This is a genomic window from Stappia sp. ABD4_338 (genome assembly GCF_056312175.1).
On sequence record NZ_CM149982.1, the window covers coordinates 1,760,655 to 1,777,113 of the forward strand.

Genomic DNA, 16,459 nt, shown 5'->3' on the forward strand with positions numbered 1-16,459 from the left:
GGCGGCGGCCATGGTCCGCGGCCGTTTCTTGTGCGCGGCCGTCGGACGGGGGAAGTCTAGCCCATCACCGCCATGCGCACCATCGCGAGCCTTGCCGATGGTGAAGGCTTCTTTGCCGAAGGGGCGAGCGGAGCGGTGCGTCAGCTCACGGACTTGACGTAGCGTCCCGGAGCGTCTTCAAGGATTTTCATGCGGTTGGCGCCGGGCTTGCGAGCCTTCACCTGCGTGTCGTCGAGCTTGCGCACCCAGGCATCCCAATGCGGCCACCAGGAGCCGGGATGTTCCTCCGCCTTCGCGATCCAGGCGTCGAGTTCGCCCTTCGGCCGCTCGCCGGTCCAGAACTGGTACTTGTTGCGGGAGGGCGGATTGACCACGCCGGCGATATGCCCCGACCCGGCCAGCACGTAGTCGACGGGGCCGCCGAAGAACTGGGAGCCGAGGAAGACCGAGCGCGGCGGTGCGATGTGATCCTCGCGGGTGGCGAGATTATAGACCGGGATCGTCACCTTCGAGAGGTCGAGGCGCTCGCCGGCGATCTCCATGGTGCCCTTTGTCAGCCGGTTCTCCAGATAGCAGTTGCGCAGGTAGAACGAATGGTTGGCGGCCGGCATCCGGGTGCTGTCGGAATTCCAGTACAGCAGGTCGAAGGGGAAGGGCTCCTTGCCCTTCAGGTAGTTGTTGACGACGTAGGGCCAGATCAGGTCGTTGGAGCGCAGCAGGTTGAAGGCGGAGGCCATGCGCGAGCCGTCGAGATACCCCTTTTCGCCCATCTGCTTTTCGAGCGCCTGGATCTGTTCCTCGTCCACGAAGACCTTGAGGTCGCCGGCGTGGGTGAAATCGACCTGTGTCGTGAAGAAGGTCGCGCTCTTGATCCGTTCGTCACCGGTCGCCGCCATGTAGGCGAGCGTGACGGACAGCAACGTGCCGCCGACGCAATAGCCGATGGCGTTGACCTCCTCGGTGCGCGTCGCGCGCTTGATCACGTCGAGCGTTTCCAGAACGCCCTCGCGCATGTAGTGCTCGAAGCCCTTCTGCGCCTGCCGCTCGTCGGGGTTTACCCAGGAGATGACGAAGACGGTGTGGCCCTGGTCCACCGCCCAGCGGATGAAGGATTTCTCCGGGTTCAGGTCGAGGATGTAGAACTTGTTGATCCACGGCGGCACGATCATCAGCGGCCGTTTCAGCACCTTTTCCGTTGTCGGCGTGTACTGGATGACCTGGCAAACGTCGTTCTCGGCAATCACCTTGCCCGGGGTGAGCGCCAGGTTCTCTCCCACCCGGAACTTGGTCGGATCCGACTGGCGGATCTTCAGTTCGCCCTTGCCGGCGGCGATGTCCTCGGCCAGCAGCTTCATGCCGCGCACCAGGTTGTCGCCGTTGGATTCCAGCGTTTCACGCAGCAGTTCGGGGTTGGTCAGCACGAAGTTGGAGGGCGAGAGCGCGTTGGCGATCTGCTTGACGTAGAAATCGGCCTTGTGGCGGGTGTGCTCGTCCAGATCGCCCGCCTCGACCACGAGCTGCTCGGCCCAGCGGGAGGTGATCAGGTAGATCTGTTTCACGAAGTCGAAGAACTGGTTGTCGTTCCACTCCGGGTCGCCGAAACGCTTGTCGCGCGGGTCCGGGATGATGGCGGGGTCGGCGGTCTCGCCCATCATGCGCTTGAGCGAGGTGTTCCACAGGTTCATGTAGCCGGTCCACAACCGGCTTTGCGCCTCGATGGCGCGCTGGGGGTCGGACATCCAGTATTCGCCCACCTGGGCGAGCGTCTTGAAGATCTCCGTCATCTCGTCGGCCATGCCCGACTTGATCTCGCCCTTCTCGCGCGGCTCCACGTAGGCCGCCATCGCCTTTCCGGCGTTTTCGACAATGCGCGCGAGGTTCTGAGCGAACGCTTCCGGATTCTTGACGATGTACTGTAAAAGCGGATTCGGCGTCTCGTCCGTCATCCCCGCGTTCCCCTCCGTTTGCGTGTTCGTCCGGCTCCGCTTGCCGGGCTGTGCGGGCCCCGACCCGCCTCCGGTCCGCTTGTCGCCATAATAGGCATTCATGAAGTCTGGCTGACAAGTTGGACAAAGCGCCTACAATGTCGTAGTTCCCGTCGAAACGTGCAAGTCGCGTGGTGTGGACGGGAACGGCCCCGCACCGGCGACCGGGCGGTATCCGGACAGGTGTTGCCCGGACAGGTGTTGCAAGGACATCCGGGCGCGGACGACACGGAGACAGAGCGAAACGATGCGACTGCATTGGACCGGAACGGCGCTTTGCCTGGCCATGGCTCTTGGCGGATGCGCCTACGCGCCGTCGGGCACGCTGGTGGAGGCACTCGAGCCCGCCGGTACGGGACCTTATGTCACATCCGGGTCCGAGCTTGCCGCGGCCCGGTCCGGCACGTCCTCCGATGGTGTGACGCTGCCCGAACCGAGCGCCTATGCGGCGCCGGGGCAGACGGTCGCGCCTTCGGGCACGCAGACCACAACGGCCGCCACCGGCACCCAGGCGGCCGCCGCCGTCGCCGCGCGTGCGCCCGGCGCGCTTCTGTCGACCGACCAGGCGGCGGCGACGCGCAACCAGCTTCTCGACATGGCCCGCACACGCGGCACCCCGGCGGGCGGAGCGTCGTCGACGACCGCCGCCGACCTTCTGCGCCTGCGCGAGACGCATGGCGCGGATGCCATCGCCGAGATCGAGGCAGCAGCAGCGGACGATTGAACCGCCGCCCGTTCGTGGCGGCATGTGCCGCCGGTCTCCTGCTGCCCCGGCGGCGCGGGAGAAGGGCACTTGAATGAATTTCACTCTTTTTGACGATGCGCGGTCGCGGTCCTGCTGGTATATGCCCGCCAGCCCCGGACGGGTCCGCCCGACATCGCAACCGGCCCGCCGGGCCCCTTCGCGTGAGGATTGAGCCATGGAAGAATTCTACAAGACGCGGCGCCTGCCGCCCTACGTGTTCGAAGAGGTCAACCGGCTCAAGGCGAAGGCACGCGCGGGCGGAGCGGATATCATCGACCTCGGCATGGGCAATCCCGATCTTCCGACGCCGAAGCACATCGTCGACAAGCTGGTCGAGACCGTGCAGAATCCGCGCACGCACCGCTATTCGGCGTCCAAGGGCATTGCCGGCCTGCGCCGCGCCCAGGCGGCCTATTACGGCCGCCGCTTCGGCGTGAAGCTCAATCCCGACACCCAGGTCGTGGCGACGCTCGGCTCGAAGGAAGGCTTCGCCAACATGGCGCAGGCGATTTCGGCGCCGGGCGACGTGGTTCTGGTGCCCAACCCGAGCTATCCGATCCATGCCTTCGGCTTCCTGATGGCGGGCGCCTCGCTGCGCTCCATTCCCGCCGAGCCCGGGCCGGAGGTGTTCGAGGCGCTCGAGCGCGCGGTGATCCACTCGGTGCCCAAGCCGATCGCGCTGATCCTGTGCTATCCGGCCAACCCGACCGCCTATGTGGCCGATCTCGACTTCTACAAGGACATCGTGGCCTTCGCGAAGAAGCACGAGATCTTCGTGCTGTCGGACCTTGCCTATTCCGAGATCTATTTCGGCGACACGCCGCCGCCGTCCATCCTGCAGGTTCCCGGCGCCATGGACGTGGCGGTGGAGTTCACCTCGCTGTCCAAGACCTTCTCCATGCCGGGCTGGCGCATGGGGTTCGCGGTCGGCAACGAGCGGCTCATCGCGGCCCTGGCGCGCGTGAAGTCCTATCTCGACTACGGCGCGTTCACGCCGATCCAGGTGGCCGCCACGGCGGCGCTCAACGGGCCGGACGACTGCATCGTCTCGGCACGCGAGGTGTACCGCAAGCGCCGCGACGTGCTGGTGGAGACCTTCGGACGGGCGGGATTCGAGGTGCCCGCTCCGGCGGCCAGCATGTTCGCCTGGGCGCCGATCCCGGAGAAGTTCCGCCACCTCGGCTCGGTGGAGTTTTCCAAGCTTCTCATCGAGCATGCCGATGTCGCGGTGGCGCCGGGGCTCGGTTTCGGCGAGCACGGCGACACGCATGTGCGCATCGCGCTGGTGGAAAACGAGCAGCGCATCCGTCAGGCGGCGCGCAATCTGCGCCGTTTCCTTGAAACGGCGGATGAAAAATTGCACAACGTGATCCCCATCGGAGCGAAGGGCTGATCCCTTCGCCCGCGCCCGCTCCCGGGCGGGCCCGAACTCGAATGGAATGCGATCTTCATGAAACCTGAACTGCGCGTCGGCGTTGCCGGCCTCGGTACGGTGGGCGCCTCGCTGGTGCGCCAGTTGCAGAGCAAGGCGGACCTGCTCGCACAGCGGTGCGGCCGCCCGATCGTCGTCACGGGCGTTAGCGCCCGTGACCGCACGCGGGACCGGGGCGTCGATGTTTCCGGCATCCAGTGGTTCGACAATGCGACCGACCTTGCCCGTTTCGAGGGCATAGACGTTTTCGTCGAGCTGATCGGCGGCGACAGCGGCCCGGCCGATGAAAGCGTGCGGGCCGCCCTTGCCGCCGGCAAGCATGTCGTGACCGCGAACAAGGCGCTCTTGGCCAGGCACGGCGTCGAGCTTGCCCGCATGGCCGAGAAGGCGGGTGTCACGCTGTCCTACGAGGCGGCGGCGGCCGGCGGCATCCCGGTCGTGAAGACCATGCGCGAGGCGCTGGCCGGCAACCGGGTCAACCGGATCTACGGCATTCTCAACGGCACCTGCAATTACATCCTGACCCGCATGGAGCAGGACGGCATCGACTTCGCGGCCTGTCTCGCCGAGGCCCAGCGCCTCGGGTATGCCGAGGCCGATCCGACCTTCGACATCGAGGGCAACGATACGGCGCACAAGCTGGCGCTGCTGACCTCGCTCGCCTTCGGGTGCGAGATCGACGCCGACGCGATCTACCTGGAGGGCATCACCTCCATCACGCGCGCCGACATCGAAGCGGCAAGCGAGCTTGGCTACCGCATCAAGCTCCTCGGCGTGGCGCAGAAGACCGACACGGGCATCGAGCAGCGCGTGCATCCGACCATGGTGCCCAAGACCTCGGCCATCGCGCGCATCGACGGCGTGCTGAACGCGGTCGCCGTCGACGGCGATGCCGTGGGCGAGGTGGTGCTTGTCGGTCCGGGAGCCGGCGGCGATGCCACCGCGTCCGCCGTGCTGTCCGACCTTGTCGACGTGGCGCGGGACAATGCCGTTCCCGCGCTGGGGCTGGCGGTGTCGCGGCTCAAACCCTACGAGGCGGCGCGGATGCGTCTGCATGAGGGCGGCTACTATATCCGCCTTGCCGTCTATGACCGTTCCGGCGCCTTCGCCGAGATCGCGCGCATCATGGCCGCCGAAGGCATTTCGCTGGAATCGATCATGCAGCGCGACCGCGCGCGCACCCAGGCCGGGGAAGCCGGTGCGCCCCAGCCCGTCATCCTGATCACCTACGAGACCACCGAAGCGGCCGTGAAGCGTGCGCTTGCGACCATTACCGCGCAGAACGTGATTGCCGGTACGCCGCAGATGATCCGCATCGAGAAACTCGCCTGACCCCCGTTTTGCTCCGTCCTGAGGAAGAATGATGTCCACTGCCGCCGATGCCTCCACCGAAGTTCTCGACCGTATCCTGACCCTCGAGCTCGCCCGCGTGACCGAGCGTGCCGCCGTCGCGGCCGCCCGCCTGCGCGGACGCGGCGACGAGAAGGCCGCCGACCAGGCCGCCGTCGACGCCATGCGCCGCGAACTGAACTGCCTGCCCATCGATGGCACGGTGGTGATCGGCGAGGGCGAGCGCGACGAGGCGCCGATGCTCTACATCGGCGAGACCGTCGGCACCGGCGAGGGACCGGCGGTCGATATCGCGCTCGATCCGCTCGAGGGCACCACGATCTGCGCCAAGAACCTGCCCAACTCGCTCGCCGTGATCGCCATGGCCCCGAAGGGCGGCCTGCTGAACGCGCCGGACAGCTACATGGAAAAGATCGCCATCGGCCCGGGCTACCCGGCCGGTCTGGTCGACCTGGATGCTTCCGTCGCCGACAACGTCAACGCGCTGGCCAAGGCCAAGGGCGTTTCCGTCGGCGAGATCACGGCCTGCGTGCTTGATCGCCCGCGTCACGCACGCATCATCGAGGAGCTGCGCGCCACGGGCGTTTCGATCCGTCTCATCGGCGACGGCGACGTGGCCGGCGTGATCCACACGACGGACCCGGAAGAGACGGGCATCGATCTCTACATGGGCATCGGCGGCGCTCCGGAAGGCGTTCTGGCGGCGGCGGCTCTGCGCTGCATCGGCGGCCAGATGCAGGGCCGTCTGGTGATCACCCGCGACGAGCAGGTCGAGCGTGCCCACCGCATGGGCATCGACGACATCAAGCGCAAGTACACCATGGAAGAGATGGCGACCGGCGACGTGCTGTTCGCGGCCACGGGCGTGACCGACGGCAACTTCCTGCAGGGCGTGCGTCTCGGCCGTGACAGCGTCACCACGCATACGGTCGTCATGCGTTCGACGACCGGAACGGTGCGCTACATCAAGGCCCGCCACACCCACGTGGAGAAGTTCCACCTGGACTGAGCGCGCGGGCGCTGACAAGGAAGGTGACGGTCGACGATGACATCACCGCTCAGCGGACCTGACACGGGCGCCGGCACCGGAGAGGGAGACGAGGAAACCCGTCTCGTTCTCGGTGTGTCTCGCTCGATCGGGGACCGGTCCTGGCGCGAGCGTCCGAGCCGCGGCGAGGCGGCCACGGCGCTTGCCATGTCCCAGCGCCTCGGCCTGCCGGAAATCGTCGCGCGGGTTCTGGCGGCGCGCGGCGTCGGCCTCGACCAGGCCGAAACCTTCCTCGATCCCACCATCAAGGGCCTGATGCCCGATCCGTCCGTGCTCACGGACATGGACCGGGCGGTCGGGCGGGTCGCCGATGCCATCGCGGCGCGCGCGCCCATCGCCATCTTCGGCGACTACGACGTGGACGGCGCCACGTCCTCGGCCATGCTCTACCGCTATCTCGCCGAGCTCGGGCATCCGGCGCGCATCCATATTCCCGACCGCATCATCGAAGGGTACGGGCCGAACGGCCCTGCGATCCGGATGCTGCGCGAGGAGGGGGCCGGGCTTCTCGTCTGCGTCGACTGCGGCAGCGTCTCCTTCGAGGCCTTCGCCGAGGCGCGCCAGGTCGGGCTCGACGTCGTCGTGCTCGACCACCATCAGGTCGGCGAGGAGCTTCCCGAGACCTCCGGTCTCGTCAATCCCAACCGGCAGGACGACATTTCGGGCCTCGGGCATCTGGCCGCCGTTGGCGTCACCTTCCTCTTCGTGGTGGCGCTCAACCGCGAGCTTCGCCGTCGCGGAGTGTTCCAGGGACGCGCCCAGCCGGATCTTCTCTCGCTTCTCGATCTCGCCGCCGTCGGCACGGTCTGCGACGTGGTGCCGCTCAAGGGGCTCAACCGGGCCTTCGTGCGCAAGGGGCTGGTGGCGCTGCACGCGCGCGCCAATTGCGGTCTCGCGGCACTGTCCGACATCGCCCGGGTCAACGGGCCGGCGACACCCTATCACCTGGGGTTCCTGATCGGGCCGCGCATCAACGCTGGCGGGCGCATCGGCGACGCGGCGCTCGGCGCTCGGCTCCTGACCACCCATGACGCGGACGAGGCGCGCTCCATCGCCGAGACGCTCGACCGGCTCAATGGCGAACGCCAGGCCATCGAGGCGGAGATGCTGCTGGAGGGCGACGCGCAGGCCCTCGCGGCCTCCGAGGCGGGCGATCCGGCCGTGCTCCTCACCGGGGCCGACGGCTGGCATCCGGGCGTCGTCGGCCTTGTCGCCTCGCGCATCAAGGAACGCTACCGCCGGCCGGCCTTCGCCATTGCCTGGGACGCCGACGGCAAGGGCACCGGCTCTGGCCGCTCCATTCCCGGTGTCGATCTCGGCGCCGCCGTCCGCAAGGCCGTGGCCGAGGGGCTTGTGGAAAAGGGCGGCGGACACGCCATGGCCGCCGGTCTCACCGTGCGCCGTGAAAAGCTTCCCGATCTTGCCGCCTTTCTCGACGGGCAACTCGCGGAGGCCGTCGAGGCCGCGCGCCAATCGCATGTGCTGAAGATCGACGGGGCGCTGACCGCGAGTGCGGCCAGTGTGTCGCTGCTGCACGAGCTGGAAAAGGCGGGTCCCTTCGGCGCGGGCCATTCCGAGCCCGTCTTCGCCTTGCCGAGCCACAGGGTGAAATTCGCCGACGTGGTGGGCAAGGGGCATGTGCGCCTGACCCTTGGCGATGGGGGAGGCGGGAGCCTCAAGGCCATTGCCTTCAAGGCGGCCGATACGCCGCTCGGTGCCTTCCTGATGGAAAAGCGCGGCGAGACCGTCCATGTGGCCGGCGCACTGTCGCTCGATACCTGGCAGGGCCGCGAGAGCGTGCAGTTGCGCGTGCTCGACGCCGCCGATCCGCGCAAGAGCAGGCTCTGAAGCGCTGAGCGGTCAGCCCTTTCAGCGCAGCGCGTTGACCGTCGCCGTCACCTCGTCCGTGTCCGGGCGGCTTCCCATGCCCGCAAGCACGGCACCGGCGAGCCGAAGACCCGTGCGCAGGGCCCCGGTGTCGTCGTCTCCTCGCAGCATTGCATGCAGGTATCCGGCGGCGAAGGCGTCTCCCCCTCCGGTCCGGTCCACCGGGGACAGGGGCTCGGGAGCAACGGTGATCCGCTGGCCATCGCGATGGCAGGTGACCCCGGTTTCGCCATCGGTGACGATCAGCCGCCGCGCGCCCTCCGCATGAGCCTTGTCCAGCAGCCCGGCGAGATCGGGCGTCCCGTGGCCCGCCAGCGCGCGGGCCAGTTCGTCCCGGTTGGTGAAGGCGACGTCGGGATCGCGCAGGAGCGGCAGGCTCACGCTGCCGTTGAGGTCCGCCGAGACGGTTGCCTGGCGAAGGTCTGCCCGTCGTCCGTCGCCGAAAAGAAGCTCGTGGAACGAGGGGGCGAAATGCACGTGGCGCGCGGAGGTGAAGTCCGCCCGCGCGGCCATTGCGCGCCAGTGCGCGTCCGCCTCGCGGGGGCCGCCGCAGACCATGGCCTTGGTCGTGCCGCCGGTGAAGATCGAGGCGACCGAGGGGCCGACGTCGTCGTGGCGGTCGATGCCGGAGACGTCCACGCCGGCACGCGCGAGAAAGTCCACGGCCATTTGCGAGAGCGGATCGCTTCCGGTGACGGCGTGAAATCGCACGTCATGGCCGAGGCGGGCGAGCCAGTGGGCGACATTGGCCGGCGCGCCGCCTCCCGCGACCGTGAGGTCGCGGGTCTGCACCTTCTCGTGCTGGGCCGGCAGATGCGGCACCCGATAGAGCAGGTCGACACCGAGGTTTCCCAGGATCGCGATGCGGCTCATGTTCCGACCTTTCCGCTGAAAGCGGCCATGATGAAGCGCTGCGCGAAGGCGAAGAGCACGAGGACGGGCAGGGCGGAGAGCAGGGCGACGGCCATCATCGGACCCCAGAGCGGCTCCACGTCGTCCAGCGAGGTGAAGGCCTTCAGGCCGATGGCGAGCGTGCGTTTTTCCGGCGAGTCGAGCACGAGCAGGGCCCAGAGGTAGATGTTCCATGCCCCCATGAAGCTCACCACCGCCAGCGAGGCGACGGCGGGCATGACGTTGGGCAGCGCGACCTGGAAGAACTGGCGGAACGGGCCGGCGTTGTCCAGTCTCGCGGCCTCGAACATTTCGCCGGGAAGCGTCTTGAAGGCCTGCCGGGCGAAGAAGACGTAGAAACCCACATAGGCAATCGAGGGCACGATCACACCGGCGCGGGTGTCGTACCAGCCCGTCAGCGACACGCCCACGTAGAGCGGCACGATGCCGATGGCGACGGGAAACGCCATCGTGGCGATGATGCCGCGAAACATCCAGTCGCGTCCGGGAAAGCGCAGGTGGGCGAAGGCGAATCCGGCGGGAAAGGCGATGGCGAGCTTGCCGAGCGTGACGAGGCTCGCGATCACCACCGAGTTGACCAGCCAGGCGCCGACCGGATGGGTGGCGAACGCCATGCGGAAGTTTTCGAGCGAGGGGTCGTCCGGCCAGAAGCGGAACGCCTTGGTGAGCACAAGGTCGTTCGGGGTGAAGGCGGTCGTCATCATCCAGAACAGGGGGAAGATGGCGAGCAGCGTGCCCGTGGCGAGCACGATGTGGCTCACCGGATGGCGGCGCAGGAAGGCGTCAGCTTTCATAGTGGACCTTCTGCTCGAACAGACGGAACTGGGCCCAGGTCACCAGGAGCACCAGGGCGATAATGATCACCGAGGCGGCGCTCGCCTGGCCGAACTGGAAGTATTTCAGGCCGCGTTCGTACATGTAGTAGAGGATGTTGGTGGACGAGCCGTAGGGGCCGCCGCCGGTCAGGACGTCGATCACGCCGACGATGTCGTCGAGAACGCTGAAGCTCGTCGTGACCGCGACGAAGAAGAACGTCGGCGAGATCAGCGGCAGTTCGATGGTCCAGAACCGCTTGAGAGGCCCCGCGTTGTCGATGGCGGCTGCCTCCAGAACGTCCTTCGGGATGCCGACGAGGGCGGCCAGGAACAGCAGCATGTTCAGCCCGAAGGTCTTCCAGAAGGTGACAATGGCGACGCACCACAGTGCCAGGTCCGGATCGGTGTACCAGCGGCTTGCGCCGGCCCCGAGGCCGGTCAGCACCGTGTTGAGAAATCCGTTGAGCGGGTCGAACAGCCACAGCCACGCGATGCCGGCGGTTGAATACGCCAGGATCGTGGGCAGGAAGAGCAGCGGCTTGTAGACGCGGCTGGCCCGGCTTTCGCTGACGCGCAGCAGGAGTGCGGCGAGAACCAGCGGCACGACGATCTGTGCCGGGATCAGCACGACGCAATAGAGCAGCGTGTTCCACGCCGCCTCGCGGAAGTCCGGATCGGACAGCACGCGGGTGTAGTTGTCCAGCCCGACGAAGCCGGCGTCCGGATGGATGAAGTCCCAGTCGGAAAAGGAAAGCCCCACGGAAAACAGCACCGGGGCGTAGAGGAACACGGCCACGAAGGCGATCGCCGGCCCCGTCAGAAGATACGGGGCCAGCGTCGTCGTCGCGGACCGCAGCAGGCTGCGGGTCATGGCGGGTCTTTTCGTTCGGCTCTCTCGCCGGATCAGTTGGTGACGAGGCGGGCGAGATCCTGCTTCGCGCGGGCAAGACCCTCGGCCGGCTCCACCTGGCCGTCCAGGATGCGGGCCACCCACTGGCGCCACACGTCCTGCCCCTCGAGACCGCGCGCGCCCGGCCAGATCGTCTCCGGCGTCAGGCCGGCCTCGAGCTGGGCGTAAGAGGCTTCCTGAAGCGGCTTGCGCGGAAGGTCGTGCACGGAGGTATTGAGATAGCCGACCTCGGACCAGATCTCCTGGCCTTCCTTCGAGGCGCAGAAGGCGAGGAAGTCCATCGACGCCTTGGCCAGTTCCTCGTCGCGGGCGTAGATGGCGAGGAAGTTGCCGCCGGAGTTCATGTTGCGGTTGCCGGCAAGGCTCGGGAACATGACGTCCCTGAACTCGATGTCGGACTTGGCGGCGGCCGCGGCGCGCGAGGAGGAGGTGGTGACGATGGCGATGTTGCCGGCGAACATGGCCTTCTGCTGGGCGCGATAGTCCATGTTGGTCCACAGACCGGCGCGCACCGGTTCGGCGAAGCGGGTCATGCCCTCGATTGCCTGGGGGCTGTCACAGGCGAGCGTGTCTCCGTCGAGGATGAAGCCGCCGGCGTTCTGGATGTAGGCCTGCGAGGTCCACTCGTTGTTCGACAGGTCCATGGCCGAGCGGTAGGTCGGATGGTTCTTGCCGCCGAGCGCCTTCTCGATCTTCGCGGCCTGTTCCATCAGCCAGGCGTGGCTCACGTCGAGGGGGATGTTCTCGTCGAGGCCGGCCTCGCGCCACAGATCCATGTTGATCCAGGTGACCGGCGTCGACATGGCCCAGGGAAGGCCGATCAGCGCCTCGTCGATGGTGACGAGCGGGCGCACGGACGGCTTGAACTGGCCGATGATCGCCTCCGCCTTGCCGGCGTCGATCTCGTTGAAGTCACGCGCGCCGAGTGTGCGGCGGGCGAAGTAGCCGAACTTCCAGCCGGTGATCATCATCTCGGGCGGACGGCCGGACGCGATGGAGGCCAGCGCCTTGGTGGCCATCTCCTGGTAGTCGCCGTCCATCCGGTTGACGACCGTGACGCCCGTCTTCTTCGCGTTGTAGGCGTCGACGACCTTCTGGAACGGCTGGTTCGCGCCCCAGGGGCTGGAAATGGTGACGGTCGCATCGGAGCTGGCGAGCGCGCGGAAGGGCAGCAGGGACGCGGCGGCAAGGCCGGCCGTGCCGGCCATGAAGGTACGACGCGAGGGAGTGAAGTTTGCCATGTCGGGAACCTCTCGGAGAGCCTGTCGGGTGCTTGAGGGACGCGTCGCCTTTCCTGTGTACACAGCAGCGACAGGGTGGTTCTATCAAGGCCGCACGAAAGATCTGTGACACCTCCGGACTATTAACTATATGTTACACAATGAGTTTTCGGATCGTTCAGTGATTCCGGCCGGTTTCTGTAGCCGGCTTTTCCGCAAGTTTCGGAGGGGCAGGGGTTTGGGTTCCATCGAAGAGTTGAGGCGGCTTGCTTCCTCGGACTACCGCAGCAGGAGCGAGCGGGCGATCTGGCTCCAGATCTACGACCGGATCGGGACGGCGCTGGAAAGCGGGCTGCTGGCGGAAGGAGAGCGCCTGCCGGGCGAGGACGACCTCGCCGCGCTCTTCGGGGTCAACCGGGTAACGCTCCGCCGCGCGCTTGACCGCCATCAGCGCGAAGGACGGCTGCAGGCACGCAAGGGTGTCGGCATCTTCGTGCGCGCGCCGGCGGTGCGCTATGTCGTTCACCGCTACGAGGCCTTCAACGAATCCGTGTGCGACGACGCGGCCGAACTCAGGATCCTCTCCGTCACCCGCCGTCCGCCATCGCCGGCGGCCCGGCGCGGGTTCGACCTTGGGGAGGATGCGGAGGTCTTCGAGATGCGCAACGCGATCGTCATCGGCGAGACGCCGGTCTACCTGGCGACGAAGGAATTCCGCGTCGACGTGTTCGCCGGGCTCGAGGAGGTCGTGGCCCGGGGCGGCACGATCCTGGATGCCTATGCCGAGGCGGGCATCCCGCGCTATGTGCGGGCCGAGACCAGGATTTCCGCCGACTTTGCCACCGAGACGGAAGCCTCGGAGCTGCAAGTCTCCCAGGGGGCGCCGCTGTTGCGCTCGCGCTCCTTCAACACGGACCCGGACGGGCGCGTGATCGAGGTGAACGCGGGGTGCTGGCCGATGTTCAGCGTCGAACTGGTCTTTGCCAGCGGTGTTGCGGACATCGCCACCGACAGTCCTTTCGACGCGTCCCCGCGTTGACCTCGCAGTCATCGCGCGCCAAAGTGTAACGGGCCGTTCGGCTCTTGCCTGACGTGTGCGCATGAGGCTTCGGGCGCGCAACATTCACACAAGCGATCAAGACACCCATGCAGCAGGACACCGCGTCCTTCGGACGTTTTCGCGCGGGCCTCGTCGAGGGAATGCGCCGCACCCTGCCGGTCACGCTCTATGTCGCGCCGATGGGATTTGCCTTCGGCGCCGCCGCCACCCAGGGTGGAATGAGCGTCGAGGCGACCCTTCTCATCAGCGCGGTCATGTGCTCCGGCTCGGCCCAGTTCGCCGCCCTCGCGGTCTATTCCTCGCTTGGCGTCGCCGTGATTCCCATGCTGCTTGCGGCCTTCACGCTAAACGCGCGCCACGTTCTTCTGGGAGCCGCCATTTCGCCGTGGATGAACAAGGTGAGCTTTTCGCGTCAGGTGGCGGCCGTGATCGTTCTCAGCGAACCGACCTGGGCGCTGGTGATCCGGATGCATGACGTGGAAGGGGTGCGCAATCCCGCCAGGCTTGCGGGCGCGCTCGCAGGCGGCGGTATCGCCATGTGGGCGTGCTGGATCGCGGGAACCGCGTTCGGCGCGATCCTGGGCTCCGATTTCGGCGACCTGTCGCGCTTCGGTCTCGACCTTCTGGTGATTGCCTTCTTCGCCTCGCTCGCGGCCGCCTTCTGGCGCAGTCCCCGGCAGGATCTCCTGCCGTGGATCGCCGCCGGCGCGGCCGCGATCCTTGCCGAACGGGTCCTGCCGCCGGGCTGGCATATTCTCGCGGGCGGCATTGTCGGCGGGCTCGTCGGTCTGCTGCTTCCCTACATCACCGGCGCGGGCGACGAGGAGACCCCGACATGAGCGAGCAGGTTCTCGTCACCCTGGTGATCCTCGGCATGGGCGCGATCACCTTCGCCACCCGCATCGGGGGCGTTGTCATGATGCGCTTCGTGCCGCTGACGCCCGCCATCGAGCGGTTTCTGCGCTATCTGTCCAGCTCGGTTCTGGTCGCCGTGCTGGCACCGGCTGCATACGACGGCGACCTGGCCGCCCGGGCCACGCTCGTCTGCGCCGCGCTCGTCATGTACTTCACCCGCAACGCGCTTGCCGCCATGGCCGCCGGCGTGGCGGCCGCCATGGTGGTGCGACATTTCCTCGCCGTTTGAGCCGTCCGGCGTTCCCCGGGCGCACGGCCTTTGGAAAAACCTGCCGACCGGCATGATTTTCCCGCCCTGTTAAGGAAGGGGCAACGCCTGCGCGCCTAGCCTGATCGCGGATGGTGATCAAGAGGCTTGGAACATGACTCCAAGGGCACAGTTGCGCCAGCTCATGGCGGAAGTCGACGGAGCCGCGGACAACGCGGAGCGCGCGCTGAGGCGTATGCAGGCGCAGGGCGTCGTCGGTGCCGTGCCGCAGAAGAAGGCGCCGGTCGCGCCGTTTCTCGGCGGTCTCGTTCTGGCCAGCCTGCTCTTGAGCGCAAAGGTTCTCGGCCTGCAGGACTGAGCCTGTTTTCCGGTGTCGGGAATGGCCGTTTTTTGCAATTTCCGGGACTTGAATTGAACCCCGGGCCGGTCCAGCATCCCGGCCATGACACAGCCTGATCCCAACACGAAATCTGCCGAAGCGGAATCCGGCGATGCCTGGCGCATCGCCCTTTGCGCGTTCAATCTGGCGCTCGGCGGACAATCGCCGGCCGCCTTTGTCGCCGGTGTGGACGCGCGTCTGACCCGCGCCCGCGAGGAGGGCGCCCGCCTTCTCGTTCTCCCCGAATACGTGAGCGAGGCGTTTCTCGCCTGGAAGCCGGAAGGCCTGCCGGTCACCGGCGAGCTTGCCTTCATGGCGGAGGAGGGCGTGCGCATCCTGCCCTCGCTCGAGGCGCTTGTCGCGCGTCACGGCATCGGTCTTGTTGCCGGCTCCATGCCCGTCCCGGACGGCAAGGGCGGTTTCTTCAACCGGGCCCATGTGCTGCTTCCCGACGCGTCCTCCTTCGTCCACGACAAGCTGGCGCTGACGCCCTTCGAGCTGGAGGCGGACGGCTGGCTGCTGACCGCGGGTGGAGAACTCGGCGTGTTCGAGCACGAGGGGCTGCGCATTGCCGTACTGATCTGCCTCGACGTGGAAATGCCGGCGCTGTCGGTGCTGCTTGCCGGGCTGAAGCCGGACCTTCTCATCGTGCCGTCGATGACGTCGAATCTCGGCGGGTATTCCCGCGTCTTCGGCTGTGCCAGGGCGCGGGCGGTGGAGCTGATGGCGGCGGTCGCCGCGTGCGGGTGCGTCGGCGTTGCCGAGGGGGCGACGCAACCGGCCTCGAACGTGTCGGGTGCCTCGCTTTTCCTCCCCTGCGAGCCGACGCTCGGCTATACCGGAATTGGCGGCGAAATTGCCGCGACGGACGGGATGGACGGCGAGGAGCCGTTCCTCGTCGCGGATGTGCCGATTGCGGAGATCCGAAGGCTCCGTTCGGGCGAGGCGGAAGTCTGGCCCGGGGCCTGGTCGGCGCGGGACGTGATCGTGAAGGGCAACGACGGATGACGGTCGATTACATGAGCAACACCACCGACAAGGCCGATCATCTGCTCGGCGAGGAACGCGCCTGCGGCGCGGCCATCCTGTTCGGCGGGATTTCCGGTGGCCTCGGCGTCGCGTTCGCCGCCATCGGGTCGCATCTTCCAGGGGCCGAATTGCTGGTGACCGCCTCGCAGATGCTCATGTTTCATGCGCCCGCGTTCCTCGCGCTGGCGGTCCTGCGCGGTGTCGGTCCGCGCCATCTGGTTCCCGCGAGTGTGATCTGCCTCGCGATCGGCCTGCTGCTCTTCGCCGGCGACCTGTCCCTGCGGGCGTTCCTGGGCGAGCGGGCCTTCCCAATGGCGGCGCCCATCGGCGGCGGATTGATGATTCTTGGTTGGACCGGCGTGGTGATGGTCGGCGTGGCCCGGATGATGCGGCGCAGCTGACGCGCTTCGACAGGCCGGGCGACGCAAAGCCTCGACGCGATGTCGCTTTTCGGCAAGACGACGGGGCGGATGCGCTGCACAAAGCGAGAGGCGCGCGGGCCATGGAGCCCCCGTTGTCCGGCGCTCCTGCCCTCGCACCCGGCGGCACTGCTTGAAAGAGGTG

The 16,459-nt window shown here is 67.3% G+C and carries 16 protein-coding genes; 11 read left to right on the forward strand and 5 right to left on the reverse strand.

Going from position 1 to position 16,459, the window contains the following annotated elements; genetic code table 11:
- Positions 1-140: 140 nt before the first annotated feature.
- Positions 141-1,946, reverse strand: a complete 1,806-nt coding sequence (locus tag ACYX4S_RS08195; protein ID WP_293724751.1) for a PHA/PHB synthase family protein — start codon at positions 1,944-1,946, stop codon at positions 141-143.
- Positions 1,947-2,232: 286 nt separating this feature from the next.
- Here ACYX4S_RS08195 and ACYX4S_RS08200 point away from each other — a divergent pair, with 286 nt between their 5' ends.
- From ACYX4S_RS08200 to recJ, 5 genes are all read left to right on the forward strand, one after another.
- Positions 2,233-2,709 (forward strand): hypothetical protein, encoded by a 477-nt coding sequence (locus tag ACYX4S_RS08200; RefSeq protein WP_293724753.1) that lies wholly within the window; start codon positions 2,233-2,235, stop codon positions 2,707-2,709.
- Positions 2,710-2,905: 196 nt separating this feature from the next.
- Positions 2,906-4,123 (forward strand): LL-diaminopimelate aminotransferase, encoded by a 1,218-nt coding sequence (locus ACYX4S_RS08205; protein ID WP_293724755.1) that lies wholly within the window; start codon positions 2,906-2,908, stop codon positions 4,121-4,123.
- Between the two features lie 57 nt (positions 4,124-4,180).
- The gene (locus ACYX4S_RS08210; protein WP_476362535.1) at positions 4,181-5,494 is read left to right on the forward strand and encodes a homoserine dehydrogenase; all 1,314 of its coding nucleotides are present in this window, start codon (positions 4,181-4,183) and stop codon (positions 5,492-5,494) included.
- A gap of 31 nt (positions 5,495-5,525) precedes the next feature.
- Entirely contained in the window at positions 5,526-6,521 is a 996-nt protein-coding gene (glpX, locus tag ACYX4S_RS08215; protein ID WP_293724758.1) for a class II fructose-bisphosphatase, read from the forward strand.
- A 36-nt stretch (positions 6,522-6,557) separates the two neighbouring features.
- Complete coding sequence (recJ, locus tag ACYX4S_RS08220; protein WP_476362536.1) at positions 6,558-8,408, forward strand: single-stranded-DNA-specific exonuclease RecJ; 1,851 nt, start codon at positions 6,558-6,560, stop codon at positions 8,406-8,408.
- 21 nt (positions 8,409-8,429) lie between these two features.
- Here the strand turns inward: recJ and ACYX4S_RS08225 are convergent, their stop codons facing one another.
- The 4 genes from ACYX4S_RS08225 to ACYX4S_RS08240 are packed head-to-tail and all read right to left on the reverse strand — an operon-like array spanning position 8,430 to position 12,325.
- Entirely contained in the window at positions 8,430-9,320 is an 891-nt protein-coding gene (locus ACYX4S_RS08225; protein WP_476362537.1) for a carbohydrate kinase family protein, read from the reverse strand.
- The gene (locus ACYX4S_RS08230; protein ID WP_476362538.1) at positions 9,317-10,153 is read right to left on the reverse strand and encodes a carbohydrate ABC transporter permease; all 837 of its coding nucleotides are present in this window, start codon (positions 10,151-10,153) and stop codon (positions 9,317-9,319) included. The genes ACYX4S_RS08225 and ACYX4S_RS08230 overlap by 4 nt, the downstream gene beginning before the upstream one ends.
- Positions 10,143-11,045: a carbohydrate ABC transporter permease gene (locus ACYX4S_RS08235; protein WP_422068815.1), complete on the reverse strand. Its 903-nt coding sequence runs from the start codon at positions 11,043-11,045 to the stop codon at positions 10,143-10,145. Before ACYX4S_RS08235 ends, ACYX4S_RS08230 begins: the two co-directional genes overlap by 11 nt.
- 32 nt (positions 11,046-11,077) lie before the next feature.
- Positions 11,078-12,325, reverse strand: a complete 1,248-nt coding sequence (locus tag ACYX4S_RS08240; RefSeq protein WP_476362539.1) for an extracellular solute-binding protein — start codon at positions 12,323-12,325, stop codon at positions 11,078-11,080.
- Positions 12,326-12,542: 217 nt separating this feature from the next.
- On the opposite strand from ACYX4S_RS08240, the gene ACYX4S_RS08245 reads away from it, so the two are divergent.
- The 6 genes from ACYX4S_RS08245 (at position 12,543) to ACYX4S_RS08270 (ending at position 16,296) form a co-directional block, all read left to right on the forward strand.
- Complete coding sequence (locus tag ACYX4S_RS08245; protein WP_476362540.1) at positions 12,543-13,343, forward strand: GntR family transcriptional regulator; 801 nt, start codon at positions 12,543-12,545, stop codon at positions 13,341-13,343.
- A 107-nt stretch (positions 13,344-13,450) separates the two neighbouring features.
- Positions 13,451-14,203, forward strand: a complete 753-nt coding sequence (locus ACYX4S_RS08250) for an AzlC family ABC transporter permease (protein WP_476362541.1) — start codon at positions 13,451-13,453, stop codon at positions 14,201-14,203.
- Complete coding sequence (locus tag ACYX4S_RS08255; protein WP_476362542.1) at positions 14,200-14,508, forward strand: AzlD family protein; 309 nt, start codon at positions 14,200-14,202, stop codon at positions 14,506-14,508. Before ACYX4S_RS08250 ends, ACYX4S_RS08255 begins: the two co-directional genes overlap by 4 nt.
- A gap of 133 nt (positions 14,509-14,641) precedes the next feature.
- On the forward strand, positions 14,642-14,845 hold the full coding sequence (locus ACYX4S_RS08260) for a hypothetical protein (protein ID WP_293724773.1): 204 nt from the start codon (positions 14,642-14,644) through the stop codon (positions 14,843-14,845).
- 84 nt (positions 14,846-14,929) lie between these two features.
- Positions 14,930-15,874: a nitrilase-related carbon-nitrogen hydrolase gene (locus ACYX4S_RS08265; RefSeq protein WP_476362543.1), complete on the forward strand. Its 945-nt coding sequence runs from the start codon at positions 14,930-14,932 to the stop codon at positions 15,872-15,874.
- Between the two features lie 11 nt (positions 15,875-15,885).
- Positions 15,886-16,296: a DUF423 domain-containing protein gene (locus ACYX4S_RS08270; protein ID WP_476362544.1), complete on the forward strand. Its 411-nt coding sequence runs from the start codon at positions 15,886-15,888 to the stop codon at positions 16,294-16,296.
- The last annotated feature ends 163 nt before the right edge of the window (positions 16,297-16,459 follow it).